The following is a 24794-nucleotide window of genomic DNA, read 5'->3' as shown; positions in this document are numbered from 1 at the left end:
CGCGCGGCGGATGGCGCCGGCACCGAAAGAGCCGGTGCGATGACTGCGGCGCTGTGGATTCGTGAACCTTGCGGAAAGCGGGAAAGTGGCATGGCCGTCTGGTCAGCATTGCGCCGATGCGGCGTATAACAGGCATTATCCGTAATTCCCGGGCCAGCCTGTTGACGGGTTCCACACCCGGGAACCGGCGCCGGGGCCGCTTCGGCCTGCGGCGCGCCGCCAAGGCCGCCCGCATGTCATCGCACGGTCACGACAATAATTTAAAAGCATGGCATCCAACCTGGAGAGACAAACAATGAAGACAATCCATTCGACCCTGACGATCGCGGTAGCGGTGGCCGCATCGCTGTCCGCCTGCGGCGGCGGCAACGACAACGCGGCGGCGCCGCTGCCGACGCTGGACGGAAGCGTCGCGGCCGTCATCGCGCATCGCGGCCTGCCGGGCCTGTACCCGGAAGAGACCCGGCCTGCCTACCTGGCTGCGGCCGACGCCGGCGCCGACTCGCTGGAGGAAGACCTGCACCTGACGAAGGACTGCGTGCTGGTCGCCCGGCACAACCCGTGGCTCAGCGATAACACCAACATCGCCGAGGTGGCGAAGACGAATGCGGCGGTCGCGGCCCGCAAGCGCAACACGCCGGGCGTGAAGGTCGACGTTGCCTATTCGCTGGCGACCTATGGCGGCCCGGCGCAGTACCTGAGCGACCTGACCGACCCGGCCGACCCGAAATCCGTCCTCAAGTCGCTGGTGGTCGATGGCGAGGACCATACCGGCGACTGGTCCATCTCCGACTTCACCGTCGCCGAACTCAAGCAGTGGCTGGGCGGCACGACCTATGACGCGCGGGACGAGCGGCCGACCGACCTCAACGGCAAGACGCCCATCCTGACGATGCAGGAAATCATCGACATCGCGAAGGCGAAAAGCGCGGCGTCGGGCCGGACCATCACGGTCTACCCGGAAGTGAAGAATCCGTACTGGAACAATGCGCAGGCCAGGGCCAACGGCTGCGGCGCGGGCAGCCATCCGTTCGAGGACGCGATCCTGAAGCTGTTGAAGGACAACGACCTCAACAGCAAGACCGCGCCGGTCCTGGTGCAGGGCTTCGATCCGGCCAGCCTCAAGTACCTGCGTTCGGCCGGGCTCGCCACCCGCGTGGTGCAGCTGGTCGACGGCAACGACGTGAACTACCGGACCGGCGAGATGATCTACAGGACCGACGACGCCTACACCTTCGTCGACGGCCGCCCTTACAGCTGGACATTGGCCGGCGACGGCCGTTATTTCGGCGAGATGCTGACGCCGGCCGGGCTGGCCGAGATCAAGACCTATGCGGATGGCATCGGTCCGTGGAAGCCGCAGGTGATGTCGCTGAAAATCGTGCCGTTCAAGCAGGCGAATGCAGACGGCAGCCCGTATGTCGGCTCGCTGGCCGACGTGAACAGCGTGACGCCCACCAGCCTGGTCGCCGATGCGCACAAGGCCGGGCTGTTCGTCCATACCTTCACGTTCCGCAACGAGAAGAAGTACCTGGCCGGCCTCTACCAGGGCGATCCGGCGCAGGAATACCTCGCCTTCTTCCGGGCCGGCGTCGACGGTGTTTTCACCGACTTCACGCCGACCGCGGTGGCGGCGCGCAGCGCGTATCTGAAGGAAACCGGGCGATAGCGCCGGGAGGCTCTGCGGCGGCTGGCGCGGTGACGCGGGAAGATTGTGCGGACTTTGCTACGCGTACGTTAGAATCCCTGCGTTTCACCGACGCCAGCCACCCAGCATCCACAGGAGCAAGACCCTATGTCCGGCCACGCATTTCACGTACACGGTCCACACGATCATGAAGTCGAGCATGTCGCGCAGCACGGAGGCGACAGCTTCACCTCCCGCGTCGCGGTGCTGACCGCCGTCATCTCGACGGTCGGCGCCATCTTCGGCTACATGGGCGGGCATTCCCAGAATGCCGCGCTGCTCTACAAGAACGAGGCGGCGATACAGAAAACGTCGGCGTCCAACCAGTGGAATTATTACCAGGCCAAGAGCAACAAGCAGAACCTGGCCGAATTGTCGGTCACCCTGACTAGCGGCGACTCGCAGAAAAACTTCGTGCAGGCGGTCGAGCGCTACAAGCAGGAAAAGGAAGAAATCAAGGTGGCCGCCGAGGCGCTGGAGGAAAAGGCCAAGGCCGCGGACCAGAAGAGCGACCTCGAAATGCACGTGCATGAACGCTGGGCGCTGGCAACCACGCTGATGCAGGTCGCCATCGCGCTTTCCGCGATCACGCTGCTGACCCGCAAGCGCTGGATGCTGGCCGGCGTCTACGGCGCCACCGCCATCGGCGCCGGCTTCGGCCTGATGGGCTACCTGCATCTGTAAGCGCTTCATGCCTGACTTCAAGCCAGCCCGCCGGCTGCGGCCGCTGCCTTCGCTGCTTCCGCTGATTGCCTGCGCACTGGCCGCCGGCCTGGCGCACGCGGAAGCGCCGTGCCGGGTCGCCTACGACATCGGCTCGTCCGGCATCCGCGCCGGCGCCTCCAACAGCGCGATGACGACGCGGGCCGGCATCGATTACCTCGCCGCGCTGCGCGAACACGGCAGCCTCGAGACCAGCATCGCGCCAACCATCGCCGCGCTCGACGAGCCGTTCCGCAAGCGGCTGTTCGACACACGCTGCGCGCGTGCCGGCGGCGGGTTCTCGGCCTGGCGGCTGGCGCTGCAGCAGGATGTGGGCAAGTTGATGCCCGCGCTCACGGCGATCCGCGCGGCGACCGGCGTCGCCGTCATCGTGGTGCCGCAGAATGTCGAAGGCGCCTACGGCTACCGGGGCGCGCGCCGGCTGCTGGGCAACCGGCTTGCGACCAGCCATGTGCTGGACATCGGCGGCGGCAGCCTGCAGATCGCCGGCGAACGAAGCACCTTCGGCGACGCGATCGGACAGAAGCTCTGGCACCAGCAGGTGTGCCAGGCCCTGGGCCGGCCGGGCGGCCTGCCATGCGGCCTGTCGCCGATGACGAATAACGAGCTGGCCGCCGTCCGCGCCCTGCTGGCCACACGGCTGGCGTCGGTCCGCGCCAGCCTCGGCGGCCCGGTGACGCTGACGGCAATCAGCCGGCCGGTGACGCACGGCGTCGCACCCGCGGTCGAGCGGCTGCTGGGCAAGCCGGCCGGGCAGGGCAGGCTGTCGCAAGCCGAACTCGGCAGCGCGATTGCGCAGCTGGCCGGCATGACGCTGGCGGACACGGCGACGCGCCTCGGCATCGCGCCCGCCTATGCCGCGTACCTGCTGTCGGACATGCTGCTGGTCGACGGCCTGATGACGGCCAGCGGCGTGTCGGACCTGCAGGTCGCCGAAGTCGACCTGACCAACATACCGGGGCTGCTGTCGGACGACACGGCCTATCGCTGGGCGGACAACTATGGCTGCTACCTGGCGCGCCTGGCGAAGGACGGGCTGGCGGCCTATGCAAGCGACACGGCGAGCTGTTACGGCCGGACGCCCGCCGGGCCGCAGCCGCGCTGAAGCAGGCAGCGCCCGGACCCGACGCCCCGCCGCCCCAACACCGATAAAAAAAACCCGCCGAGATGGCCGCAGCCACCTGGCGGGCATGCGGGCCCGGCCGGGATCAGGCCTTGCTGAGCCTCGTCTGCATCAGGTCGGCGGTCAGGTAGCCGACCGCTGCGCCGAAGTTGTCCCTGTAGTTCGCCTTCACCAGCGGATCGAGCGTGGACTTCACGACGCCGTGGATGCTGCCCCAGTCGCCGGCATGCTGGAAATTGCTCATGATGTAGGTCCAGCCATTGATCTCGTCGACCGCATGCAGGCCGGTCGACTCGGCGCCGGCGGGCAGGGACATGATGCGCGACAGCGCCTTGGTGTCCACGTTGTACGCCCACAGGAAGTTGTTGACATGCTGGCCGCTATCCTCGCCGATGAACAGCGTGCGCATCTTTTCAGAGAACTTCAGGTTGTCGGGGTTGGCGATCCGGTTCGGGTTGGCGGTATTGCCGAGGCTGTCGGCGGCGATGTCCTCGCCGGTGATCAGCGCCTTCGTGTCCGCCGGCATCCAATCGCTGTTGATCGCCGCGCCGGTCGTGTCCCGCAACCCGCCCTTCAGGTTCAGGGCCATCACGGCGCCGGCGTCCAGCGCCTTCGGTATCGACACGCCATTGCCGGGCACATTCAGCGCATTGCCGGCCACCATCGAGCCCTGGCAGTTCTGCAGCGCCGAATAGGCGATCTTGTCCTTCGCGTTGACCGTCGTGCCTTCCATCTTGGTGAAGCCCATCGACGCGCCAATCAGGCTCGCATAGCGGTGGGTCTCCAGGAATGCGGCGGCCTTCTCCATGCCCGGCACCAGCCTGATCCATTCGATCTTGCCGTTGGCGGCGACGCGGGTGTAGCTCGCGTCGAGCGGGTCGGTGGTCTTCACGCTCATGATGTCGGTCGGCTTCAGCGTCGCCGCCAGCCGGCTGATCTCGGCGCTGGTCGCCGAGCCGAGCTTGATCCAGCTCAGCGGGGCGGCCGCGGCCGCCGGGTCCAGCGTGAAGCCGGCGCCCACTCTCGCGACATACAGCGTGCCGGCGGACAGGTCGGCCTCGCGGTCGGCGACGAACACGAAGTAGCCGCTGTTGGTCGCATCGTCGCCCATCAGCACGGTGCGCCTGTCCGGCATCACCTGCACCAGTTCATGCGAGATGCGGCCAAGGCAATAGTGTTTCTTGATGGATGCGGTGCCGTCCGGGTTGACGGTGACTTCCGGGAGGTGGCCGTAGTTGTACGGATTCGCGGCGGTCTCACTGCCGTACAGGTTCTGGCTGAATGCCTTGAACTGCGCGTCGCCGGCGGCGGTGAACGCGTTCGGCTCGTATTCCTCGCTCGACAGGTGCGTGCCCCACGGCGACAGGCTGGCGCCGCAGGTGATCCACAGGCCATTGGCCGGCGAGGTGTCGACGTTATGGTACTTGACCAGCGACAGCTTGCCGGTGGCCGGGTCCTGGTCCAGCGTCAGCACGGCGATCGGCGACGGCAGGCGGCCGTACATGCCGGTCTTGCCATCCTGCGCCAGCGTCGTGTACTCGAACTGCACCACGGCGAACATCGCATTGCCCTTGACGCCGTCGACCTTGGCATTGGGCACCGTCAGCAGCGAGGTGCCGTCGGGCGAATCGGAAAAGAACTGGCGCGGCCTGGTCGGCGCCGTGTTGTCGATGATGGGCTGATTGGCGATGTTGTAGTAGCCGCCGGCGACGACCTTGCCGCCCTTGCCGTCGGCGACCAGGTCGCCGGTGATGAAGAAGGGCTGGTAGGCCAGCTTGAAGTCCAGCTTGCTGGCGTCGCTGAAGGTGGCCGTCATTACCGACGCGGCGGTGGTCGTCGCCATCGCCGCGGGTGTCGCCAGGGTCGGCGCCGGCATCGAACTGAAGGTGACGCCGGACAGCGCGACCGCGCCGCTGCCGGCCAGCGCAGCGCCATTGCCGTTATCGCCGTCGCCGCCGCCGCATCCGGAGAGCAGCGCGCTGGCGCCGGCAAGCGAGGTCAGGGGCAGCAGGGGCGCGCCGGCAAGCATTTGCAACAGGCGGCGGCGGGACATTTCAGGCTGAGTCATTCGTTGGGCTCCACGGTTGAGGTAAGCGGTAGGCCGCCGGCAGCAGGACGATGCCGTGCGGTTATCGGAAACGGATGGTAATGGAGCGGTATTTCAGCTTGATGACAGGAAGACACAAGTAGCGATCACCGATCACCGATTTGCGGCGACGACGCGCCGGGCCGCACGGTGGTATTGCGTGCGATAGGTTGATTCCTGAAGGGGGGTTATCGATTTCTAGTATGCGTGTCTTCGCCAGCTGCGACCACTTGGCGATGTCGTTCCTGATATAGGCGCCGAATTCCTCCGGCGTCATCGGCATGGTTTCCAGCGCCTCGCCGGAGAGCTTCTCCACGAGCGACGAGCAGCTGAAAGCCAAGTTCAACGACCAGGGCGAACCCATCATCGGCCGGGACAAGGCCGAGCAGGCCTGGTCGGCGGCGATGCGCTTCGCCGAGAGCGCCAACGCCGGCGAACTGCTGGCCGCGGCTGCGGCAAGCTAAGTCGCCGGCATCGCCGGACGTGCTGGCATCGCCTGCTGCCAGCACGCGTATGAAGAAGCCCGTGTCGCCGCGGCGGCCGAAATGAAAGTCGACCGCGGCGGCGGCAGGGTGTAGCGCTTGAGCCGCGTCAGCAATGAACGATGCGCTGTCCGACGCGGCAGGCATCCGGCTGCGGCAATGCCCGTTCACGCACGGACGCCTCAGCGGCGCGCTAGCAGCGCAGTCTGCTGGAAAAGGAACGTCGAACGCCGGCCGAAGCCTGCTGGATGCGCCGACCGCCGGACAGGCGTCAGTCGGTGGGCCCGGGTGGCTTTAGCCGGCCATTCGGGCGCCGGGAAGGTCCGGCGGCGACGACACCTTGAAGTCATCATTCTGCAGATTCGAGGGAGCAGCGAGCATCGCGACGACGATGCTGAGCGCTACGCAACTGACAACGGCCAGCAGTGAAGTGAGAATGATACGTTTCATGGGGCAATTGTGAACAGGACGGGTATGCGTATTATGACGTTTGGTCTTGATTTTTGGAAATGCTTTCGCACTTGTCGTCAACGAGTGTTGGAATAAGGCCAATTTGCAACGCCGGCCGCGCGCCCGATCCGCTTCGGTACAATGCGCAGCGCCGGCCACGGACGACGCGGCACCAAGGTCAACCACAAAAAGGAAAAAATTGGCACTCCCCGACACCAACGCCCTCGGCCACGAATGGGCCATCCTGCAGAACAATCATGAGCGCTACGAAAACGCCGGCCTGCTGATCAAGCTGACCGGCGTCGTGCTGTTTGTCGCCTGCCTGGCGCTGTCGCTGGACGTGATCATCGCGATGCTGCTGATGCTGGTCCTGTGGGTGCAGGAAGCAATGGTGCGGACCAGCCAGTCGCGGCTGGGCCAGCGCATCGTGCGGATTGAGCAGGCGCTGGCATCGGGCACGCCCGTGCAGGCCGCGCCCTACCAGTTGCACTCCGAGTGGCTGGCGACGCGTCCCGGCCTTGGCGGCCTGCTGGCCGAGTATGGCCGGAACATGCTGCGGCCGACCATCGCCTTTCCCTATGCGGCGCTGATGGCAATAACCGTGTTGTGGTTCCTGTTCGCCTGAACGGCGCGCCGCGATCGGCAGATTAAAGACTTGCGGAATTCAATCGTTAACGATGGACGGCGGCCAATCCAGCCGTCGATCATCAAACGCAAGGAGCAATGTCATGGATGTCACGAGCATCGCGAAGCTGTCGACCACGTTATCCGAGACCCGGCAAAGCCAGGAGATCGGGACGACCATGCTGAAGAAAACGCTGGACCTGGCATCGTCCAGCGCGGCCGCGCTGATTGCCAGCGTGCCAGCTGCTCCCGGGCTGCCATCGCACCTGGGAAACAGCGTCAATACCACCGCCTGACGACCGGCGCCAGGGGTGCGCCGGCAATGAAGCCGGTAGAACTTACTTCTTCTCGCGCGTCACTTTTTCGCTGGCTTCGACCTGCGCATCCGCCACGTCTTTCTTCGCAGCCAGGATCTTCTTCTCGGCTTTCGCTTGCGCGCCGGCCTTGGTCTTGGCGGCTTTCGCATCGGCCTTCGTGCTGGTCACCGCGGCGTCGGCGGCAGCCTTCTCGATTTTTTCATTCGCCTTGATCTCCGCCTTTTCGACCTTGGCCGCAGCCTTGATGTCGCCCTTGGTTGCCGGCTCGACCGTCGTGCCTTCCGGGGTGGTCGTGGCCTTCATGGGGGCTTGGGCGTAAACAACGCCGGAAATCAGGGCCATTGCGATGAGTGCGGATAATTTTTTCATGGGAAACCTCAGGTTAGTTTTAAAAGCGGAGGAACAGTACAACAAGTTGCCCGTAGCTAAGTCGAGAAACTGACGCACTATTGATGAAATAGGGATGAGACGAGGGACCTGCGGCCGGCGAAACGGTTGCGGCCTGTTCGCCGACGCAGCCCGGCAGTCGGGCCACTCGTCAAAACATCAGGGAACCACGTCGCACTTGCTTATCCGGTCTGAACAACCTTCATCGGCGTCAGGAACACGGGCAGCAGATAGGCCTCCCTGCCGGAAGAAAGCCTTGTCAACAGGAAGACGTACCATCCGAACAGGCTTATCGCGATCAATTCGCCGCCGTCTTCGATTACCCCCAGAACCAGCTCGATCCTGGGACTGCCAATGAACGTTGCGTGAACCATGTCCACGCCGACGGCAAATGCCAGGAGCAAGGCCAGGAACAATAACAAGTCATGGAAAATCTTCCGGACTGAAGGCGGACCGAAGTAGTACGTCGCCAGGAACGACGGAAGCAGGATCAGGCCAGCCATCGCCGAAACGAGCAATTCGCCCAGATCTTGCGTACGCAGCCGGAAAGGCGGCTGGTAGGGAATCCTCTCGGCAATCCAGGCGCCCAGTTCTTCGTGCAGCTGCCAGGCGTCGTCTGCCAGAAAATAAGCAAACAGCAGTATCCACGGCAGAAATGACAAGCGCTTCCTTTTAACGCAGAGGCAAGAAAGCAGAACCATGATGCCGACATATTTCAGGTACTGGTACCTCTCGGCATAGCCGTTATCCGCTTCAAGATTAAATAATGGATTCGCAAAGTAAGGCGTCAGGCCATGAAAAAGGTAAATCGCCAGGAACGTCAAGTCAGCCAGTAAAAGCGTCAAAAGAAGAAGCGATGCATTTCGATCGTAGAATGCATTAAATCGAGTTTTCATAGGTTCACCAGCCGTCGAATTATCGTCCTGATTATTATTGAATTCCGGCAGTCGCCTCATAATTACGATCAAGCCAAGTTGATGACGGCTGAATGGTCCGGCATCTAGCCCCCCAGTTCCTCCGTGTGCCTGCATTGGAATGCTTGACGATTCCGACCATGAGTGAAAGGGTGCGGCATCACATGAAACGGCGAAAATGAACGATTTATGCAAATGGAAAATGCAGCCGTCTGGGGTGCCTGTTCCCATTGCGGAATTAATTATTTATGGATGTGCATAGATAGGGGTGATGGCACTGGGACACAAAACCGAGGCTGACTTCATCTTGGTCGTTATATCCCCGTACCGTGATCGCATAAATCGAGTATTGCTTTTCGAACATTCCAATGGGAGCATGCTGCCATGTCTGTCTTCATGTAAGAGGGGTATGTTGAATACGCAGCCAGTTCAAACTTCGGTATGAAACCATCCGTTCGTCAAATCATCTGGACGGACTGGCCGGCGCTGGCGGCCGCTTGGGGCATTCCGCTGTCCCTGATCGCATCTTTGGGCGTGCCCTACGTTTATGCATTCAGGGGCTCGCGACCCTATGAGCCGCTTCCACTGTTCGTACCCATTGCCGCGATGACCCTGCTGGCCGGCATTCTGCTTTGGCGAATCGACCGGATACGCTATTTTTTCCAGCAGGGTCAGGCGACGAAGGGGATCATCACCGGGATATGGATCGTGAAGGACCGGGGAAGGCTGGAATACGCTTACGAATTCAATGGCCGCCGATGGGATGCCTGGAGTTACGTGCATAAGAATTCGGCGGTCCTGTCGCTGGCTGAAAATCAAATCGTCGATGTGCTTGTCGACAGACTCCGGCCGTCTCACGCGATCGTCAGGGACCTTTATGCAAATCGCCAAGGCACCCGATTGTCATAACCTTCGCGAAACGCATCGGTCCGTTTTGCATCGAGCCCATTCCCCCGGCAGGCCATGAGCCAAGAAGGAACAGGCTGCTTGCGCCTGGCATATTCTCGCCGCCATAGGGACAACTGCGACGAGTCTAGCAGTCGACGCCAGGCAGCGACCGTACCCCGGCGACCGATCCGATTTCCGAAAGCGTTGCTGTCACGATAAAACCTCCACGCTGATGCATGTATCCTCACGCTCAAAAACTTGGCCGCAGCGGGCAGCAGCCATCATCGTCTGCATCGCGCTGTTTGCCGTCCTTTACGCAGGCTGGCAATACTGGCTCTATAGCGGCGGCATTTTCCGGACGTCCGGTTTCAATGAGGCGGCATGGAAGAAGCTGAACCTGCGGACTGGCGACGTCTCCTGTTATCGGGGAGGCATGGCGGCAGACATGCGGGTCAATATCCTCCGCGTCGGTCTGCCGAAATCGCGTGTCGAGGCATTGCTGGGCGCTCCCGACATTAAACGAATGCATGTGTATGGATACGCGCTCGGCATGTGCAGTGGTCTGCGTATCGATCTGGACAGCCTGGATGTGCATTTCGATGCGGAGGACAGGATTGAAAGAGTGCTCTTGGTGCAGCACTGAGTGATTACGGAACTTTTAACCGGAATGCCAATGGCAATCCGTTTCGGTCCCGGGCGCCGGGCTTTTAAAAAACCGTTGATGCTTCGATGCGTGGGAGCAGTGGAGTGGCGAGCGGGGTGGCGAATCAACCGTGCCCGGTTTCACCGGGCCGCTGCCTGCCCCCACCCGCCATTCCTGCCGATCCCCGGCGACCGGCGTTGGCTGAAGATTTCAGTTCGGCCGGCCTGCCCGGAACGCAATCCAGGCGCCCCAGAACAAGCTGGAAAAGAATCGCTGCGGCGCTTCGAATCCGCTATCGCTCAACAAAGCGAACACGGCTGCTTCGGAATGCGGCGGATCGGCGCCCTGCAGGATCCTGCCGAGCTTGGCCTTCACCTCGTCCGCTGTCGCGCCCTGCATGCGCCAGCGTTCGCCCCAGGCCTTCAACATCAGCGGCTCGCTGGCGTAAGCGCGATGATTGCCAGCCAGGATCAGCGGCGCGCCGGGCTTGAGACGGGACGAGATCGCCTGGAGTATTCCGCGCTTTGGTTCACTGCCCGGCAAGTGGTGGAGAACGCCGACCAGGGTCGCCGCGTCAAACGCGGGCCCATCGGGCAAGTCTTCGACCCTGCCCAGGATGAGCTGCGTGCGCTCCGCCATCCCCGCGCCGGCAACCCGGGCACGGGCGATTTCCAGCATAGGCTCGGACGGGTCGACGGCCGTAAAGCGCCAGTCCGGCTGCAGCAAGCCGGCCTTCGTGATCTCCTGCGCCGGACCGCCGGCACCGACAACCAGCACGTTCGCAGCGCCTTGCGTTCCAAGGTGCGCAGAGAGCATGCAGGCGCTCAGTTCGTGGCATGCGTCATAGCCGGCAAGGGCAATGCGGCTTTGCAGCTCGTATTCGCCTGCGCGTGAAAGATCGAACTTGCTCGCGCTGTCATTGGTCGTTGCTGCCATAAGCTGCTCCTGTCAATCGGTTTGAACATCTTGCCGGCAACAGCTTATCCGTGGCTTTATGCTATTACAATATGACAACTTATCCTGGTATAAAAGCCACCAGTTCACCATCAGGCAGACCCATCAATGACCAGCGAACTTGGCGTATTCGTTCGCGTTCACCGCGAGCGAATTACCCCGGATTCCATCGGACTTCCGGCCGGCGAACGTCGCCGAACACCCGGGCTGAGGCGTGAAGAACTCGCAGTTCTCTGCGGCGTAAGCGCGACCTGGATTACCTGGCTGGAGCAGGGTCGGCCCGTATCGGCGTCGGCAAAGACGCTTGCCCGCCTCGCCACCGCGCTCCGGCTGTCGGAAGCCGAGCGCAGTTATCTCTTCGGACTCGCCGACAAGCTCGATCCGGCTGCGCGTGTGAAAACCCTGGCAGATGCAAAGGCCGGAGAAATTTCAACGCTCGTCGGCGTGATAGCGGCGCCGGCATACGTGCTGGACCGCCAGTGGAATGCCGTCGCATGGAATGACCAGGCGGCTCAGCTGTTCGCGGTCTGGCTCGGACATGATGTCCCCGACGCCACCCGCAATCTGCTGCAATTCATGTTCCTGCAGGATTCCGCCAAAACATTCGTCATGGACTGGCACGAACGCGCAAGGCGGCTGGTCGCCGAATTCCGGGCGGAATGCGGAAAGGGAAAAGATGACCCGCCTGTCAGGGACCTGATCGCCATGCTGCAGCGAACGAGCGAAGAGTTCTCGCAGTTCTGGAATGCGCAGGAGGTAGTAGCCAGAGAAGGCGGCATCAGGGCCTTCATGCATCCAACCGCGGGACGCGTGGTGTACGAGCAGATAACGCTCCAGCTCCAGGGCCGACCCGATCTCAAGCTGACGATACTGCCGCCGGTATCCGATCGAAACACGAGCCCGGCAGGCGCGATTGAGCTAACGCCGGAGTGACGTTTCAGACGGAAATAGATATTGAAAAAATCCTTCAGGCTGAAATTCCGGCAGTGCTGGAATCAACACGCGCGCTGTCCAGCAGCGTCAGGCACGCATCCACCAGGTCACCGAAATGGCGCAGGAGTATGTCCGGCGCGAGTTGAATGGCGGGAATTTCCGAATAGCCGAAGTCAACCAGGATGAGGGGAATTCCTGCGGCACGTGCGGCGCCTGCATCCGGCCCGGCATCGCCCACCATGATCGCCCTGTTTAAATTTCCGCCTACGGCCCGGACAGCTTCAATCAGGTGTGCTGCATCCGGCTTTGCCGCCGTCACGGCGTCAATGCCCAGGATGTCATCGAACATGTCGACCATGCCAAGCTTGGTCAGCAGGCTGCGCGAAAGGGCGGTCGGTTTGTTGGTGCAAACGACGAGCTTCGCGCCTGCTGCCTTCAGAACAGCTAGCGCGGCAATCACACCGGCAAACGGATGGCTGTTATCCGCTATATGGGCGCTGTAATAGACAATAAAGCGCTCGAAAAGCGTTGCTGCGAAAGTCGCCGGCACTGGCATAGCGGCTCTCGCGATACTCCACTCCAACAACCACCAGGCGCCACGGCTAATAAATGGCCGGGCTTCTTCGAGTAGTAACGGTTTCAGTTCTTCTGCAATAAGGACCGAGTTTAGCGCTGCGATCAAATCCGGAGCTGACTCCACCAAGGTTCCGTCTAGATCGAAAAGGATGCTTGCTCCTTTGAGCGCGGTGAAATCCGTCACAATAAAGCACACCTCTAAATAAGCTGATTCCGAGAATTAATTGATTGGCGTTCTGGGTCGATTATCTTGTTGCCGGAAAAATAATACAAGCCTACACTTCATCGCTTACGTGGAGTTGAAAAGGCTGCAGAATGCGCTGGGTCGTTATCTTTGAAGATTTACCTGTTATGACCAAGGTCCGGCTAGATTATGAGGCGCATCATTTCGCCTACCTCAGGGAAAACCAGGCCGAAATCCTGCTTGCAGGCGGACTGCGTGAAAGTCCTGATTCACCATTCGGTGGCGGCCTGTGGATATTGGCGCCCATGCCGAGAGAATGTGCAATCCGGCTAGTGGAGCAGGATCCGTATTTCGTGCATAGCAAACGAAATTACAAGCTTCTCCAATGGGGAAAAGCGTTGCCGGAAATTTCAGTGACGCTGTGAGCGTTCGGTTTTATTGCCCCGATTATTGTTTTTTCGCTTCAAATGCACCTTCTCCAAATCACAGATCTTGGCAGCGCAGATGTGTGCGAAATCTGGAATATTGCAAAGACTCAGCCAAAGACTATGACCGGCACGGTCGCGTGGTCTTTCCAGGGTCATGGCATCCGCACGCGTACGACGTTTATCCAGGCATTCCGTGATCTCGGCCTGGCATTCACGGAGTTGCCGAACCTTTTGAAAACAAACGAGCGGACTGCTGACCTCGCCGGATATCTTGACGACTTCTATGATCTCTATGTCATCCGCGAGTCGGACCATGAGCGCCTGACAGAATTTGCGGCCTCGACGAGGCGACCGGTCATCAACGCGATGTCGAGTCGAGGGCATCCTTGCGAGGTGCTGACAGATGCCTACTATGTCGAAACGAAGCTGCGTCCGATTGCAAGTGCGAAAGTATGTCTCTGGGGACCGCCAACGAATGTATTTCATTCCTGGCACGAACTCGCGGACGTGCTCGATTTTTGCGTCGTCCACGTCCGTGATCGGCAATTTCACCAGAAAAAGCGGAACGTCCGATTCACGGAAGCATTGCCGACTGCGATAGATATCGTTATCACCGATAACGGTCCCGCTGCGGGAGACGCTCCATCCCGCCCATTGACCGAGGACGCTCTCGCCCACATGGGCTATCCCAGGCTTTTACCAACGCCGCCTTTCTTAATTGGCCGAGAACTTTCTTTCGACCCGCTTTCCTATCCAAACTTTGTCGGATACCAGCAGAAGAACCTTCTTTTGCCTGTGCAAAGGGCAATCGTGCAATATGCATTGGGAAGCTAGCCGGGTCTGGAATCTTCCAACGGACGGCGATTATTTGCAGCCTTGTTTGAACACGACATACATTTCCGGCTTTGGAAAGCGCCCCGGCAATTTTGGGAAACGGCTTTCGATGGCAAGATGTCACATTCGATCAATTGGGGAAATTCGATGATTCTTGAGGTCGCAGTACTCGATGTGCGGACTGGTCGGGAGGCGTCTTTCGAGGCTGCCTTCGAACAAGCATCGGCAATCATTTCGTCGATGAACGGTTATGTCTCGCACCAGCTTCAGCGATGCCTGGAAAAAAGGAATCGATATATATTGCTCGTGAATTGGCAGACGCTGGAGGATCACACGCTCGGCTTCCGAGGCTCTGAAGAATACCAGGAGTGGAAGAAACTTCTTCATCACTTTTACGATCCGTTTCCAACAGTCGAGCACTACGAAGTCGTCTGAATGTTTTATTTGGATTTTCGTTCTGGTCCAAGCCGAAGAACCAGCAGATGACGCCGGACGATTCCGCCAGCGAAGCCGGAGCCTTAATTCCTGGCGTGAGCGTGCCGGCTGATTAACCCGCCTTCATACAAAAATGAAGGAAAGAAACCGCCGCCACAGCGCGGTCCTTCCTTCATGCAGGAATCCCGACGGAGCGGGCCAACTCACAGTCAGCCGACGAACTCCCTGATCGCCTCCAGGAACTGTTCCGGTTCCTGCAGCTGCGGCACATGCGCGCAGCCGGGGAGGACGACCAGCTTAGCGTCGGGCAGGCCGGCCGCGAGCTCGGTCGACATGGCGGGCGGCGTCGCCTCGTCATGCTCGCCGACCAGCACCAGCGCCGGCACGGCCACCTTTGCCAGTTGATCCCGCACGTCGAGCGTCGACAATGCGGCGCAGGCGGCGTGGAAGGTCTGGGGATCGACGGCGACGAAGCGTGCGCGCCGTTCCTCGATCAGCTCGGGGTGCGCGGCCTGGTAGGACGGCGCGAACAGGCGGCGCATTGCCAAATCGGATATGCCGGCCAGCCCCTTTTCCTTCGCGCCCGCCGACATGCCGCGGAAAGCGGCCCGGCCCGGCTCGGAAAAGGCGGCGCCGCAGTCGGCCAGCACCAGCTTCGACGCCAGGCCGGGATGGCGGATCGCCGTCATCAGCGCGACGAAGCCGCCGTAGCCATTGCCCAGGAAGACAGGCGGCTGTTCCAGATCCATTGCCCTGATCGCCGCGGCGACGCGGTCGGCCACCGCTTCCAGCCCGCCGTCGACCCGGTCGGATGCGCCGAAGCCGGGCAGGTTCAGGATGAAGAGCTTGTGCGTCCGGGCCAGCGCGGGCGCGACCCGGTCGAAGCTCGTGTCGTCGGCCAGCAGCGAATGGAACAGCACCATCGGCGCGCCTTCGCCGCCGCTTCGGGCGGCCACGACGCCGCCATCCGCCTGCAGGCGCATCTCGGTAAATTGGGGGGTGGAGGCATTCATCACAGCGCTCATTTCAGGCCTTTCTCAATGCGACATTGTTGATCGGTTGTTGTTCGATTGCTTACAGGCTGCGTTTGCCCGGCTTGACGCGCGGGAAGGCATGGCCGCGACCATCGGCGGCGGCGTGCCGATTGCCCTGGCCGGTACCCATTCCGTGCATACGGCGCCATGAAAATCCGTACGGTGTAATAGGCGCAAGCGCATTACACCGTACGCTGCAGACAGGCGATGGTGGCGGATTGGCGAGTGGTGTAATGCGCTGCGCTTATTACACTCCACGAGATCGGAACCATCGGCGTCGTTCGTTGCGCGATGACTTGGCATGGATTGAGTCATCGTCGCAGCGGGCGGGTCAGTTCAGACGCGGCTGGCTGGCGGTGTCCTTGTACCAGTCGAACGGCGTGTCATCCAGGCGCACCATCACGCTCTTGGTCTCGAAATGCTGGTCGAAGGACTCGGTGCCGCATTCGCGGCCGATGCCCGAATCCTTGACGCCGCCCCAGGGCGACGCAGGGTCCAGCCGGTGATGGTCGTTGATCCAGACGATGCCGCATTTCAGCTTGGCCGCGACGCGGTGGGCGCGGACGATGTTGTTGGTGCGGATCGCGCCGGCCAGGCCGAACGGCGAGTTGTTGGCCAGCGCGATGCCTTCCGCCTCGGTGCCGAACTTCGTCACCGACACGAAGGGGCCGAACACTTCTTCCTGGAAGATGCGCATGTCGGGGCCGACATCGGCGAACACGGTCGGCTCGACGAAGAAGCCGTTCTTCAGCGCCGGGTCGGCCGGCACGCGGCCGCCCGCGACCAGGCGCGCGCCGTCTTCCTCCAGGCCGATGCGGATGTAGTTCAGCACCCGCTGCTGCTGGCGCGCCGACACCACCGGCCCGAGCTGCACGGACGGGTCGATCGGGTTGCCGATGCGGATGGACTTGGCCTTGGCCGCGAGCTTCTCGACGAATTCGTCATAGACCTTTTCCTGGACGATCTGGCGGCTGCCGCAGATGCAGGTCTGACCGGCGCCGATGAAGCCGCCGAAGGCCGCATAGTTGACTGCCTGGTCGACGTCGAAATCGTCGAACACCAGCACCGGCGTCTTGCCGCCCAGTTCCAGGGTCTGGTGCGCGAAGTTGTTGCCGGCCAGCGCGCCGGTGATGCGGCCGGCCTCGGTGCCGCCGGTCAGCACCCATTTGGCCAGGCCCGGATGCTCGGCCAGCGCGCGGCCGGTGGTCGGGCCGAGGCCGGTGATCACGTTGAACACGCCCGGCGGCAGGCCGGCTTCGACAAACAGCTGGGCCAGGCGCAGCGTGGTCAGCGGCGTGTATTCGGACGGCTTGACGACCGTGGTGCAGCCGGACGCCAGCGTCGGCCCCAGGCTCTTGATCATGATCATCAGCGGATGGTTGAACGGCGTCGAATTGCCGACCACGCCGACCGGCGTGCGTATCGTGTAGTTCAGGTAGTTGCCGTCGACCGGGATCACGTCGTCGCGGCGGGCAATCGCCAGGCCGGCGTTGTAGCGTAGGAAGTCCGGCAGCCGCGACACCTGGGCCCGGGTCTCGTTGAGCGAGCGGCCGTTGTTCAGGGTCTCCAGATGGTAGATCTCCTCGAGGTTAGCCTCGAACACGTCGGCCAGCTTGTTGACCAGCCGGGCGCGGGTGCGGTTGGAAATGCCCGACCATTCCGGGCTCTCGAACGCCGCCGCGGCGCTCTTCACCGCGCGGTCGACGTCCTCGTCGCTGGCGTGGCCGATCTGCGCCAGCAGTTCGCCGGTGGCCGGATTGAGCACGTCCAGCACATCGGGCCGGCTGGCCGGCACTTCACGGCCATCGATGAACAGCCCGCGCAGGCGGACGTCGGTTTTGTTATTGACCTCTGACATGGTGTCTCCTTTTATAGTGAAGTTGGATGCCGCGGCCGGCTTGCGCTAGGCGGCGATGATGCTTCTTGAAATGGCTTCGGTGACCCGCTTGCCGGCGGCGGCGATATGCTGCTCGGCCTGCCGCTCGGCGCGCTTGGCCTGCCGCTGCTGCAGCGAATCGATCATCCTGCTGTGTTCCTCGACCAGGCCGCTGGTGTTGCCGCTGCCCTGCGTGGCCCGGTTCACGCTCATCAGCACCGCGCGCTCCATCTGGTCGATCAGGTTGTTCAACTGGTCGCGCATCCGCGGGTTGCCGGCGATTTCCGCCAGCTTGCGGTGGAAGGCGCGGTTGTACTCGATGAAGCCGGCGCTCCAGTCGTCGCGCTCGAAGCGGCGGAACGGCTCCAGCGACGCCAGCTGCTCGTCGCTGGCCTGGCGCACGATGCGCTCCATGCAGGCGCGCTCCAGCGCAATGCGCAGGTGGAACATGTCCTGCACGTCGGACAGCGACACCGGCGCGACCCGATAGCCCTGGCGCGGCAGCGTGATGACCAGGTTCTCGCGCTCCAGCCGCATCAGCGCGTCGCGCACCGGCGACTTGCTCACTTCGAAACGCGCGGCCAGTTCCGCCTCGCGCATCTCGGCGCCGGGCGCCAGGCGCAGGCTCAGGATGTCCGCCCGTATCTGTTCATACACCGTTTCCCGCAACAGCCGCCCGGCAGCGACGGGAACCGCGACTTCTACATTGCTCATACCTATTCCTGATATATCACGAAGATCATTAATGGAACGAATAATACATCAGATGGCCGTGCGTGATACGCATTTCCGGGAGAATTTTCTCGAACGTCTCCTAGTAGACAACGGGGTTTTCCCAGCGGAACTGGCTGCCTCTCCCGAATTCTTTCGAAGTTTATTTTGATTTATTTTCTCAGTCTGATATATCATGAACAAAAAACAAACCCTCACGTGGGATATCAAGGAGACATGGAAATGACCAAGAAACTGCTGTCGCTCGGCGCACTCGCGCTTGCCGTCTCGTTCTCGCTGGCGGCCCATGCCGAAACCGGCGGGCCGATCAGGCTGGGATTCCTCACCGTCAAGTCCGGCGCGCTCGCCGCCGGCGGCAAGCAGATGGAGGAGGGGCTGCGGCTGTTCCTGAAGGAGCGCAACAACATGGTGGCCGGCCGCAAGGTCGAGCTGGTGGTGGCCGACACCGCCGGCCAGCCCGCCATCACCAAGACCCGGGCGCAGGAACTGGTGGAAAAGGACAAGGTCGACGTCATCATCGGGCCGCTCGCCGCGTTCGAGGCGCTGGCCATCGACGACTACATCCGCCGCGCGCAGGTGCCGGTGATCTCGCCGTCGGCCGCGGCCGAGGACCTCACGCAGCGCAAGCCCAACCCGTGGTTCGTGCGCGCGGTCGGCACCTCGGCCCAGCCCAGCCATGCAATGGGCGAATACGCGGCCAAGGAACTGAAGTACAAGCGGGTCGCCATCGTGGCCGACGATTTCGCCTTCGGCCACGAGATCGCGGCCGGCTTCCAGCGCACGTTCGAGGAGAACGGCGGCAAGGTGGTGCAGAAGCTGTGGTCGCCGCTGAACGTTGCCGACTACGGCAGCTACATCGGCCAGATCCGCCCCGACGTGGATGCGGTCTACGCGGTGTTCGCCGGCGGCAACGGCATCAAGTTCACCAAGCAGTACAACGAATATGGCCTGAAGGGCAAGATCCCGCTGATGGGCGCGATGACCACGGTGGACGAGGGCATCCTGAAGTCGATGGGCGACGAGGCGCTCGGCGTGGTCTCCAACGGCTGGTACACCGCCGCGCTCGACAACCCGAACAACAAGCGCTTCGTGCAGGCGATCAACAAGGAAACCAAGGACGATCCCGGCTACTACACGGTCGGCGCCTATGGCGCGGCGCTGATGATGGAGCAGGCGCTGAAGACGGTGAACGGCAAGATCGAGGACCGCAATGCCTTCATGGCCGCGCTGCGCAACGTGCAGGTGCCGAACGACCCGCGCGGCGAGTTCAAGCTCGACGCGCTGGGCAACCCGGTGATGGACGTCTACATCCGCAAGGTCGAGCGCAAGAACGGCAAGCTGGTCAACACGGTGGTGAAGACCTATCCGGCGGTCAGCCAGTTCTGGACGTACGAGAAGAAGGACTTCCTGGCCAACCCGGTGTATTCGCGCGATTACCCGGTCGCCAGGAATATCGAGAAGTGATTCCCGGCGCGCCGCCGTCCGAAGCCGGGCGGCGGCGCGCCGCCGCATTTTCCTACCAGGGTAGATTCCATGTCCTTCTGGCTTATCCAGACGCTTAACAGCCTCGCCCTCGGCGGCGTGCTGTTCACGCTCGCGGCCGGCTTCTCGCTGATCTTCGGCCTGATGCGCATCGCCAACCTGTCGCACGGCGCCTACTTCATGCTCGGCGCCTATGTCGGCCTGTCGGTCATCACCAACGGCCACGGCTTTTTCACCGCCATGCTGGCGGCCGGCGTGTCGGTGGCGCTGCTGGGCGGCATCGTCGAGCGCTTCATCCTGCGGCGGCTGGCCGGCAACCCGCTGTCGCAGGTGCTGGCGACGCTGGGCGTGGCGTTCGTCATCGCCGACTTCAGCCTGTGGTTCTGGGGCGGCGACCCGCGGCCCGTGTCCGGCCCGGATTTCCTGTCGGGCTCGGTGCGCATGTTCGGCCTCGTGTTCCCGCTCTACCGGCTGTCGATGCTGGTGATCTCCATCGTCATCGGCATCGGCCTCTGGCTGCTGCTCGACAAGACCCGGCTGGGCATGATGATCCGCGCCAGCGTCGACGACATGCAGATGGCGCGCGGCATCGGCATTCCGTCGTCGAAGCTGTTCACCATCGTGTTCTGCCTGGGCGCGGCGCTCGCCGGCGTCGGCGGCGTGCTGGCGGCGCCCATCCTGTCGGTCTATCCGGGCATGGATGCCGACATGCTGCCGCTGGCGCTGGTGGTGGTCATCCTGGGCGGGCTCGGCAGCCTGCTCGGCGCCTTCATCGGCAGCTTCGTGATCGGCCTGATCTATACCTTCGGCCAGGTGCTGTTCCCCGACCTGGCCTACATCATCCTGTTCCTGCCCATGGTGGTCATTCTCGCCATCCGGCCGCGCGGCCTGTTCGGAAGGATCTCGGCATGAAACGCATCGCCCTCGCACTTTTCGTGGCCGTGCTGGCCTGCATGCCCGCCATCGCCGGCGGCGACTATTTCATCAACGTCGCCAGCCAGGTGCTGATCGCCGCGCTGTTCGCGCTGAGCCTGAACCTGCTGGTCGGCTACGCCGGCCTGACTTCCCTTGGGCATGCCGGCTATCTCGGCCTGGCCGGCTACCTGTCGGGCTGGCTGGCGCTGAACATGCAGTGGGACCATTTCAGTTCCGGCATCGCGGCGCTGGCGCTGACCACGGTCATGGCCGCGCTGTTCGGCTTGGTCGCGCTGCGCGCCACCGGCCTCAGCTTCCTGATGATCACGCTCGCCTTCGGCCAGATCCTGTGGGGCATCGCCTACCGCTGGGCCAGCGTGACCGGCGGCGACAACGGCCTGTCCGGCCTCACGCGGCCCGCGCCGTTCGGGCTGGACCTCGGCAACGCGAGCACGTTCTACTATTTCACGCTGGCGGTGTTCCTGCTGGTCTGGGGACTGGTCGCGCTGTGGGTGCGCTCGCCGTTCGGCGCCAGCATCTGCGGCACCCGGGACCAGCCGCGCCGGATGAGCGCGCTGGGCTACAACGTCTGGCTGATCCGCTGGATCACCTTCATCGTCAGCGGTTTCCTCGGCGCCGTCGCCGGCCTGATGTATGTCTACTATCACCAGTTCATCAGCCCGCACAGCCTGTCGCTGGCGAACTCGGCGGAGATGCTGTTGATGGTGATTGCCGGCGGCCCCGGCACGCTGGTCGGGCCGGTCGTCGGCGCGGCGCTGGTGGTGCTGCTGAAGAATGTCGCCAGCGCCTATATCGACCGCTGGATCATGCTGCTGGGCTTCGTCTTCATCTTCATCGTCATGTTCGTCCCGGGCGGCCTGGTGCCCGGCTTCAGGCGCGCGGTGCAGCGCATGCGCCGGAAGCCTTCCGCGCCCGGCCAGCCTGCCGCCGCCATCAACCAGCCGGCACGTCCGCTGAAGGAGGCCCGATGAGCGCCGTTCTCGAAGTTTCCGGCCTGACCAAGGCGTTCGGCGGGCTCAAGGTCACGCGCGGCGTCGACCTGTCGGTCGCGCGCGGCGAGCGGCACCTGCTGATCGGGCCGAACGGCGCCGGCAAGACCACGCTGTTCAACCTGATCGCCGGCGACCTCCGCGCCGACGCCGGCAGCATTTCCCTGCTGGGCCAAAACGTCACCGGCCTGACCACGCACCAGCGGGCGCAGCAGGGCCTGGCGCGGACCTACCAGATCCTGACGCTGTTCAACCGCGACACGCTGCTGCACAACGTGATGCTGGCGCTGCTGGCGAAGTCGCGGCTGCGCTGGAAGCACTTCGGCGTGTTCACCGCGGAAAAGGCGCTGAAGCGGCGGGCGCAGGAAGTGCTGGCGTCGGTCGGGCTGGAGCGCAAGGGCGAACTGCCGCTGGAGCAGACTTCCTACGGCGAGAAGCGCCGGCTGGAGATCGCGATGGCGCTGGCGCAGGCGCCGGACGTGCTGCTGCTCGACGAGCCGCTGGCCGGGCTGTCGTCGGAGGAGCGCGACACCATCCTCGGCCTGCTGCAGTCGATACCGCGCAGCGTGACGATCGTGATGATCGAGCATGACATGGAAGTGGCGCTGGCCTTCGCCGACAGCGTGACGCTGCTGCATTACGGCGAGGTCATCACCGCCGGCACCCGCCAGCAGGTGGTGGACGACCCGCGCACGAAGGAGATCTACCTTGGACACTGAACTGCTGGCGGTGCGCAGGATCAACGCCTATTACGCCGACAGCCACGTGCTGCACGACGTGTCGATCAGCCTGAAGCCGGGCCGGCTGCTGACGCTGCTGGGCCGCAACGGCGCCGGCAAGTCGACCTGCATCAATGCCATCGTCGGTTTCCTGCCGCCGCGCTCGGGCAGCGTGATGCTGGACGGCGCGGCGCTGGAAAAATGCAGCCCGGAGCAGATCAGCCGCGCCGGCATCGGCCTGGTGCCGCAGGGCCGGCGCGTGTTCGGCAGCCTGACCGTGCGCGAGAACCTGGACGTCGCCGCGCGGCGGCAGACGCCGGCCGGACGCCGCGTCTGGTCGCGCGAGGACGTCAACCAGATCTTCCCGCGGCTGCACGAGCGGCGCGACCAGCTTGCCGCCAGCCTGTCCGGCGGCGAACAGCAGATGCTGGCCATCGGCCGCGCGCTGATGACCAATCCGCGGGTGCTGCTGCTGGACGAACCGTCGGAAGGCCTGGCGCCGCAGATCGTGCGCGAGCTGGGCAATGTGCTGGAGCGGCTGAAGTCGGAAATCGCCATCGTGCTGGTCGAGCAGAACCTCGGCCTGGCGATGAAGGTGGCGGACGACGTGGTGCTGCTCAATACCGGGCGCGTGGTGTTTTCCGGCAGCAGCGACGACTTCCAGGCGCAGCAGGCGCAGCTGCAGTCGCACCTCGGCGTGAGCTGAGCAACAATAACGAGGAGATCCGCTTGGACATCATGCTGAAGGACGCCGACATCGGCCGCTACACGCTGCGCTATCTCGACGTCGGCCAGGGCACGCCGGTGGTGCTGATCCACGGCCTCGCCGGCGACCACAGCGCCTGGCTGGCGCAGGTGGAGGCGCTGCGCGCCAACTACCGCGTGATCGCCTTCGACAACCGCGGCGCCGGCGCCAGCACGCAGGTCGACGAGCCGGTCAGCACCGCCGATTTGGCCGACGATACGCTGCGGCTGATGGACTGCCTCGGCGTCGAACGCGCGCACGTGGTCGGCCGCTCGATGGGCGGCGCGGTCGCGCAGCACGTGGCGCTGAAGGCGCCGGAGCGCGTGCTGTCGCTGGCGCTGTGCGCATCGTTCGCCCGGCTCGACCCGCTGGGCCGGCGGGTGCTGTCGAACATGCGCGAGGCGCTCGAATGGCGGATGTCCTGGGCCGACCATGCGCGGCACTCGGTGCAGAACTTCGTGTCGGCCGGCTTCTTCAACCGCTACCCGGAGCGGGTCGCGAAGATCGAGCAGCTGATCGGCGGCGAGACCCGGCTGCCGGCCTGCTACATCCGGCAGAACGCGGCCTGCCAGTCGCATGACACGCTGCCGGACCTGCCGGCCATCACGCAGCCGGCGCTGGTGATGGCCGGCGACAGCGACCCGATCTGCTCGCTCGCCGCGACCGCGATGCTGTCGGAGGGCTTGCCCAACGTGCGGACCGAGATCTTCAGCCAGGCCAGCCATTTCTTCCTGATGGAGCAGCCGGAAAAATTCATGGCGCTGCTCGGCGGATGGCTGGACGGGCAGGGCGGCGAGCGCCGCACAAATCAATAAGCCCGGCGGGCCTTCATTTCATCGCGCCGCCCGTCCGCAGCAGTTCGTCTGCCTCGGCATGCCGGTTGTCCGTCGCGATCTGCAGCGCGGTCTTGCCGCGGTTGTCGGCCAGCGCGCCGTCGGCGCCGCGCGCCAGCAGCAGGCGCACCGTGTCCGCGTGGCCGCCGCCCGCGGCCCACATCAGCGCCGTCAGGTCGTTTTCATAGCGGGCGTTGACATCGACGCCGGCATCGAGCAGCAGCGCGACGATGGCGGCATGGCCGGTGGCGGCCGCGTACACCATCGCGGTCTTGTGCAGCCGGTCGGCCGCGGCCGGGTCGGCGCGCCGTTCCAGCAGCATCCTCGCCGCATCGACATTGCCGGTAAAGGCGGCGGCCATCAGCGGCGTCACCTGGCTGGTGTTGGCCAGGTTGACGTCGGGCCGGCGCGCCATCAGCGCGTTCACCGCGTCCGGCGAGCCGGACTTGATGGCCGTCATCAGCAGGCTGTCGCCGAAACGGTTGCGGGTGTCGACCGACGCGCCGTGCTCCAGCAAGTCCCGTAATTTCGGCAGGTTGCCGCCGCGCACGGCGATCAGCGCCTGCCGGTTGAGTTCGCTCACGTCCGTTTCCGCGTCCGCGCCGGCCTGCGCCGCGCCGGCGGCAACGATGGACGCGAGCGCCAGGACCATGCCAGCCAGTCGTTTTTTCATGCAGCCACCCGGGTAATGAAGATAGTGATATTGGATCGCTTTCCTAGTGATACCGGTAATGACATGCGCCAAACCATCGTTTTACCGCCATCCCATTATTAAAGCTC

Annotated in this window: 30 protein-coding genes; 19 read left to right on the top strand and 11 right to left on the bottom strand. The window is 63.4% G+C overall.

All coding sequences use genetic code 11. From position 1 onward, the window contains the following. Nucleotides 1–295: 295 nt before the first annotated feature. The 3 genes from QOL82_RS12255 (at nt 296) to QOL82_RS12245 (ending at nt 3515) form a co-directional block, all read left to right on the top strand. Entirely contained in the window at nt 296–1669 is a 1374-nt protein-coding gene (locus tag QOL82_RS12255) for a glycerophosphodiester phosphodiesterase family protein (RefSeq protein WP_283442556.1), read from the top strand. Nucleotides 1670–1795: 126 nt separating this feature from the next. Further along, nucleotides 1796–2371, top strand: coding sequence for a DUF4337 domain-containing protein (locus QOL82_RS12250; protein WP_283442555.1), 576 nt, complete (start codon nt 1796–1798; stop codon nt 2369–2371). Nucleotides 2372–2378: 7 nt separating this feature from the next. Next, a complete protein-coding gene (locus tag QOL82_RS12245) occupies nt 2379–3515 on the top strand; it encodes a hypothetical protein (RefSeq protein ID WP_283442554.1) in 1137 nt (378 codons plus the stop codon). 103 nt (nt 3516–3618) lie between these two features. Here QOL82_RS12245 and QOL82_RS12240 read toward each other — a convergent pair whose 3' ends face one another. After that, a complete protein-coding gene (locus tag QOL82_RS12240) occupies nt 3619–5601 on the bottom strand; it encodes a PhoX family protein (protein WP_283442553.1) in 1983 nt (660 codons plus the stop codon). A gap of 61 nt (nt 5602–5662) precedes the next feature. Continuing rightward, nucleotides 5663–5902, bottom strand: coding sequence for a hypothetical protein (locus QOL82_RS12235; protein WP_283442552.1), 240 nt, complete (start codon nt 5900–5902; stop codon nt 5663–5665). Between QOL82_RS12235 and QOL82_RS12230 the strand changes: the two genes are divergently transcribed. Beyond that, complete coding sequence (locus QOL82_RS12230; RefSeq protein WP_283442551.1) at nt 5901–6083, top strand: hypothetical protein; 183 nt, start codon at nt 5901–5903, stop codon at nt 6081–6083. The two genes, QOL82_RS12235 and QOL82_RS12230, sit on opposite strands and share 2 nt — an antisense overlap. 312 nt (nt 6084–6395) lie before the next feature. On the opposite strand, the gene QOL82_RS12225 is transcribed toward QOL82_RS12230, so the two are convergent. Further along, on the bottom strand, nt 6396–6551 hold the full coding sequence (locus QOL82_RS12225; protein ID WP_283442550.1) for a hypothetical protein: 156 nt from the start codon (nt 6549–6551) through the stop codon (nt 6396–6398). 199 nt (nt 6552–6750) lie between these two features. Between QOL82_RS12225 and QOL82_RS12220 the strand changes: the two genes are divergently transcribed. Next, entirely contained in the window at nt 6751–7176 is a 426-nt protein-coding gene (locus QOL82_RS12220) for a hypothetical protein (RefSeq protein WP_283442549.1), read from the top strand. A gap of 103 nt (nt 7177–7279) precedes the next feature. Then, entirely contained in the window at nt 7280–7471 is a 192-nt protein-coding gene (locus QOL82_RS12215) for a YjfB family protein (protein ID WP_283442548.1), read from the top strand. Nucleotides 7472–7513: 42 nt separating this feature from the next. Here the strand turns inward: QOL82_RS12215 and QOL82_RS12210 are convergent, their stop codons facing one another. Together QOL82_RS12210 and QOL82_RS12205 are read right to left on the bottom strand one after the other, a co-directional pair. Continuing rightward, nucleotides 7514–7861, bottom strand: coding sequence for a hypothetical protein (locus QOL82_RS12210; protein ID WP_283442547.1), 348 nt, complete (start codon nt 7859–7861; stop codon nt 7514–7516). A 200-nt stretch (nt 7862–8061) separates the two neighbouring features. Beyond that, on the bottom strand, nt 8062–8775 hold the full coding sequence (locus QOL82_RS12205; protein ID WP_283442546.1) for a hypothetical protein: 714 nt from the start codon (nt 8773–8775) through the stop codon (nt 8062–8064). Nucleotides 8776–9234: 459 nt separating this feature from the next. Between QOL82_RS12205 and QOL82_RS12200 the strand changes: the two genes are divergently transcribed. Next, nucleotides 9235–9702 carry a hypothetical protein gene (locus QOL82_RS12200; RefSeq protein ID WP_283442545.1) on the top strand — a complete coding sequence of 156 codons (468 nt, stop codon included), beginning with the start codon at nt 9235–9237 and terminating at the stop codon, nt 9700–9702. A 211-nt stretch (nt 9703–9913) separates the two neighbouring features. Then, entirely contained in the window at nt 9914–10324 is a 411-nt protein-coding gene (locus QOL82_RS12195; protein WP_283442544.1) for a hypothetical protein, read from the top strand. Between the two features lie 210 nt (nt 10325–10534). Here the strand turns inward: QOL82_RS12195 and QOL82_RS12190 are convergent, their stop codons facing one another. Next, nucleotides 10535–11260 (bottom strand): class I SAM-dependent methyltransferase, encoded by a 726-nt coding sequence (locus QOL82_RS12190; RefSeq protein ID WP_283442543.1) that lies wholly within the window; start codon nt 11258–11260, stop codon nt 10535–10537. A gap of 126 nt (nt 11261–11386) precedes the next feature. On the opposite strand from QOL82_RS12190, the gene QOL82_RS12185 reads away from it, so the two are divergent. Beyond that, on the top strand, nt 11387–12211 hold the full coding sequence (locus QOL82_RS12185) for a helix-turn-helix transcriptional regulator (protein ID WP_283442542.1): 825 nt from the start codon (nt 11387–11389) through the stop codon (nt 12209–12211). 34 nt (nt 12212–12245) lie between these two features. On the opposite strand, the gene QOL82_RS12180 is transcribed toward QOL82_RS12185, so the two are convergent. Continuing rightward, nucleotides 12246–12971, bottom strand: a complete 726-nt coding sequence (locus QOL82_RS12180) for an HAD hydrolase-like protein (RefSeq protein ID WP_283442541.1) — start codon at nt 12969–12971, stop codon at nt 12246–12248. A gap of 131 nt (nt 12972–13102) precedes the next feature. Here QOL82_RS12180 and QOL82_RS12175 point away from each other — a divergent pair, with 131 nt between their 5' ends. From QOL82_RS12175 to QOL82_RS12165, 3 genes are all read left to right on the top strand, one after another. Further along, nucleotides 13103–13396 (top strand): YciI family protein, encoded by a 294-nt coding sequence (locus QOL82_RS12175; RefSeq protein WP_283442540.1) that lies wholly within the window; start codon nt 13103–13105, stop codon nt 13394–13396. 42 nt (nt 13397–13438) lie between these two features. Then, on the top strand, nt 13439–14233 hold the full coding sequence (locus QOL82_RS12170; RefSeq protein ID WP_283442539.1) for an ornithine carbamoyltransferase: 795 nt from the start codon (nt 13439–13441) through the stop codon (nt 14231–14233). Nucleotides 14234–14380: 147 nt separating this feature from the next. Further along, nucleotides 14381–14668, top strand: coding sequence for an antibiotic biosynthesis monooxygenase family protein (locus QOL82_RS12165; RefSeq protein WP_283442538.1), 288 nt, complete (start codon nt 14381–14383; stop codon nt 14666–14668). A 209-nt stretch (nt 14669–14877) separates the two neighbouring features. Here QOL82_RS12165 and QOL82_RS12160 read toward each other — a convergent pair whose 3' ends face one another. After that, nucleotides 14878–15681: an alpha/beta fold hydrolase gene (locus QOL82_RS12160; protein ID WP_283442537.1), complete on the bottom strand. Its 804-nt coding sequence runs from the start codon at nt 15679–15681 to the stop codon at nt 14878–14880. Between QOL82_RS12160 and QOL82_RS12155 the strand changes: the two genes are divergently transcribed. Continuing rightward, nucleotides 15668–15853 carry a hypothetical protein gene (locus tag QOL82_RS12155; RefSeq protein WP_283442536.1) on the top strand — a complete coding sequence of 62 codons (186 nt, stop codon included), beginning with the start codon at nt 15668–15670 and terminating at the stop codon, nt 15851–15853. The genes QOL82_RS12160 and QOL82_RS12155 overlap by 14 nt on opposite strands. A 180-nt stretch (nt 15854–16033) precedes the next feature. On the opposite strand, the gene QOL82_RS12150 is transcribed toward QOL82_RS12155, so the two are convergent. After that, nucleotides 16034–17560: an aldehyde dehydrogenase gene (locus QOL82_RS12150; RefSeq protein WP_283442535.1), complete on the bottom strand. Its 1527-nt coding sequence runs from the start codon at nt 17558–17560 to the stop codon at nt 16034–16036. Between the two features lie 45 nt (nt 17561–17605). After that, a complete protein-coding gene (locus tag QOL82_RS12145; RefSeq protein ID WP_283442534.1) occupies nt 17606–18292 on the bottom strand; it encodes a GntR family transcriptional regulator in 687 nt (228 codons plus the stop codon). Nucleotides 18293–18532: 240 nt separating this feature from the next. On the opposite strand from QOL82_RS12145, the gene QOL82_RS12140 reads away from it, so the two are divergent. From QOL82_RS12140 to QOL82_RS12115, 6 genes are all read left to right on the top strand, one after another. Further along, nucleotides 18533–19774, top strand: a complete 1242-nt coding sequence (locus QOL82_RS12140; protein WP_283442533.1) for an ABC transporter substrate-binding protein — start codon at nt 18533–18535, stop codon at nt 19772–19774. Nucleotides 19775–19843: 69 nt separating this feature from the next. After that, nucleotides 19844–20704, top strand: a complete 861-nt coding sequence (locus QOL82_RS12135) for a branched-chain amino acid ABC transporter permease (RefSeq protein ID WP_283442532.1) — start codon at nt 19844–19846, stop codon at nt 20702–20704. Next, entirely contained in the window at nt 20701–21699 is a 999-nt protein-coding gene (locus QOL82_RS12130) for a branched-chain amino acid ABC transporter permease (RefSeq protein ID WP_283442531.1), read from the top strand. The genes QOL82_RS12135 and QOL82_RS12130 overlap by 4 nt, the downstream gene beginning before the upstream one ends. Beyond that, entirely contained in the window at nt 21696–22436 is a 741-nt protein-coding gene (locus QOL82_RS12125) for an ABC transporter ATP-binding protein (protein WP_283442530.1), read from the top strand. Before QOL82_RS12130 ends, QOL82_RS12125 begins: the two co-directional genes overlap by 4 nt. Further along, on the top strand, nt 22426–23142 hold the full coding sequence (locus QOL82_RS12120; RefSeq protein ID WP_283442529.1) for an ABC transporter ATP-binding protein: 717 nt from the start codon (nt 22426–22428) through the stop codon (nt 23140–23142). Before QOL82_RS12125 ends, QOL82_RS12120 begins: the two co-directional genes overlap by 11 nt. 32 nt (nt 23143–23174) lie before the next feature. Then, nucleotides 23175–23996: an alpha/beta hydrolase gene (locus QOL82_RS12115; RefSeq protein ID WP_283442676.1), complete on the top strand. Its 822-nt coding sequence runs from the start codon at nt 23175–23177 to the stop codon at nt 23994–23996. A gap of 13 nt (nt 23997–24009) precedes the next feature. On the opposite strand, the gene QOL82_RS12110 is transcribed toward QOL82_RS12115, so the two are convergent. Further along, nucleotides 24010–24687, bottom strand: a complete 678-nt coding sequence (locus QOL82_RS12110) for an ankyrin repeat domain-containing protein (protein WP_283442528.1) — start codon at nt 24685–24687, stop codon at nt 24010–24012. Nucleotides 24688–24794 lie beyond the last annotated feature (107 nt).

Source organism: Noviherbaspirillum suwonense (assembly GCF_900182955.1).
GTDB lineage: Bacteria > Pseudomonadota > Gammaproteobacteria > Burkholderiales > Burkholderiaceae_D > Noviherbaspirillum_A > Noviherbaspirillum_A suwonense.
Note: the sequence above shows the minus strand (reverse complement) of the source record. Positions and strands in the feature narration are given on the sequence as shown.

What these genes read in the sequence shown, in the direction of transcription:
- QOL82_RS12235 (WP_283442552.1), bottom strand. Translation starts at nt 5,902, where the DNA reads ATGCCGATGACGCCGGAGGAATTCGGCGCCTATATCAGGAACGACATC.
- QOL82_RS12145 (WP_283442534.1), bottom strand. Translation starts at nt 18,292, where the DNA reads ATGAGCAATGTAGAAGTCGCGGTTCCCGTCGCTGCCGGGCGGCTGTTG.
- QOL82_RS12150 (WP_283442535.1), bottom strand. Translation starts at nt 17,560, where the DNA reads ATGTCAGAGGTCAATAACAAAACCGACGTCCGCCTGCGCGGGCTGTTC.
- QOL82_RS12125 (WP_283442530.1), top strand. Translation starts at nt 21,696, where the DNA reads ATGAGCGCCGTTCTCGAAGTTTCCGGCCTGACCAAGGCGTTCGGCGGG.
- QOL82_RS12160 (WP_283442537.1), bottom strand. Translation starts at nt 15,681, where the DNA reads ATGAATGCCTCCACCCCCCAATTTACCGAGATGCGCCTGCAGGCGGAT.
- QOL82_RS12200 (WP_283442545.1), top strand. Translation starts at nt 9,235, where the DNA reads ATGAAACCATCCGTTCGTCAAATCATCTGGACGGACTGGCCGGCGCTG.
- QOL82_RS12140 (WP_283442533.1), top strand. Translation starts at nt 18,533, where the DNA reads ATGACCAAGAAACTGCTGTCGCTCGGCGCACTCGCGCTTGCCGTCTCG.
- QOL82_RS12175 (WP_283442540.1), top strand. Translation starts at nt 13,103, where the DNA reads ATGCGCTGGGTCGTTATCTTTGAAGATTTACCTGTTATGACCAAGGTC.
- QOL82_RS12170 (WP_283442539.1), top strand. Translation starts at nt 13,439, where the DNA reads ATGCACCTTCTCCAAATCACAGATCTTGGCAGCGCAGATGTGTGCGAA.
- QOL82_RS12185 (WP_283442542.1), top strand. Translation starts at nt 11,387, where the DNA reads ATGACCAGCGAACTTGGCGTATTCGTTCGCGTTCACCGCGAGCGAATT.
- QOL82_RS12230 (WP_283442551.1), top strand. Translation starts at nt 5,901, where the DNA reads ATGGTTTCCAGCGCCTCGCCGGAGAGCTTCTCCACGAGCGACGAGCAG.
- QOL82_RS12255 (WP_283442556.1), top strand. Translation starts at nt 296, where the DNA reads ATGAAGACAATCCATTCGACCCTGACGATCGCGGTAGCGGTGGCCGCA.
- QOL82_RS12110 (WP_283442528.1), bottom strand. Translation starts at nt 24,687, where the DNA reads ATGAAAAAACGACTGGCTGGCATGGTCCTGGCGCTCGCGTCCATCGTT.
- QOL82_RS12250 (WP_283442555.1), top strand. Translation starts at nt 1,796, where the DNA reads ATGTCCGGCCACGCATTTCACGTACACGGTCCACACGATCATGAAGTC.
- QOL82_RS12165 (WP_283442538.1), top strand. Translation starts at nt 14,381, where the DNA reads ATGATTCTTGAGGTCGCAGTACTCGATGTGCGGACTGGTCGGGAGGCG.
- QOL82_RS12240 (WP_283442553.1), bottom strand. Translation starts at nt 5,601, where the DNA reads ATGACTCAGCCTGAAATGTCCCGCCGCCGCCTGTTGCAAATGCTTGCC.
- QOL82_RS12205 (WP_283442546.1), bottom strand. Translation starts at nt 8,775, where the DNA reads ATGAAAACTCGATTTAATGCATTCTACGATCGAAATGCATCGCTTCTT.
- QOL82_RS12215 (WP_283442548.1), top strand. Translation starts at nt 7,280, where the DNA reads ATGGATGTCACGAGCATCGCGAAGCTGTCGACCACGTTATCCGAGACC.
- QOL82_RS12135 (WP_283442532.1), top strand. Translation starts at nt 19,844, where the DNA reads ATGTCCTTCTGGCTTATCCAGACGCTTAACAGCCTCGCCCTCGGCGGC.
- QOL82_RS12210 (WP_283442547.1), bottom strand. Translation starts at nt 7,861, where the DNA reads ATGAAAAAATTATCCGCACTCATCGCAATGGCCCTGATTTCCGGCGTT.
- QOL82_RS12130 (WP_283442531.1), top strand. Translation starts at nt 20,701, where the DNA reads ATGAAACGCATCGCCCTCGCACTTTTCGTGGCCGTGCTGGCCTGCATG.
- QOL82_RS12195 (WP_283442544.1), top strand. Translation starts at nt 9,914, where the DNA reads ATGCATGTATCCTCACGCTCAAAAACTTGGCCGCAGCGGGCAGCAGCC.
- QOL82_RS12245 (WP_283442554.1), top strand. Translation starts at nt 2,379, where the DNA reads ATGCCTGACTTCAAGCCAGCCCGCCGGCTGCGGCCGCTGCCTTCGCTG.
- QOL82_RS12115 (WP_283442676.1), top strand. Translation starts at nt 23,175, where the DNA reads ATGCTGAAGGACGCCGACATCGGCCGCTACACGCTGCGCTATCTCGAC.
- QOL82_RS12190 (WP_283442543.1), bottom strand. Translation starts at nt 11,260, where the DNA reads ATGGCAGCAACGACCAATGACAGCGCGAGCAAGTTCGATCTTTCACGC.
- QOL82_RS12225 (WP_283442550.1), bottom strand. Translation starts at nt 6,551, where the DNA reads ATGAAACGTATCATTCTCACTTCACTGCTGGCCGTTGTCAGTTGCGTA.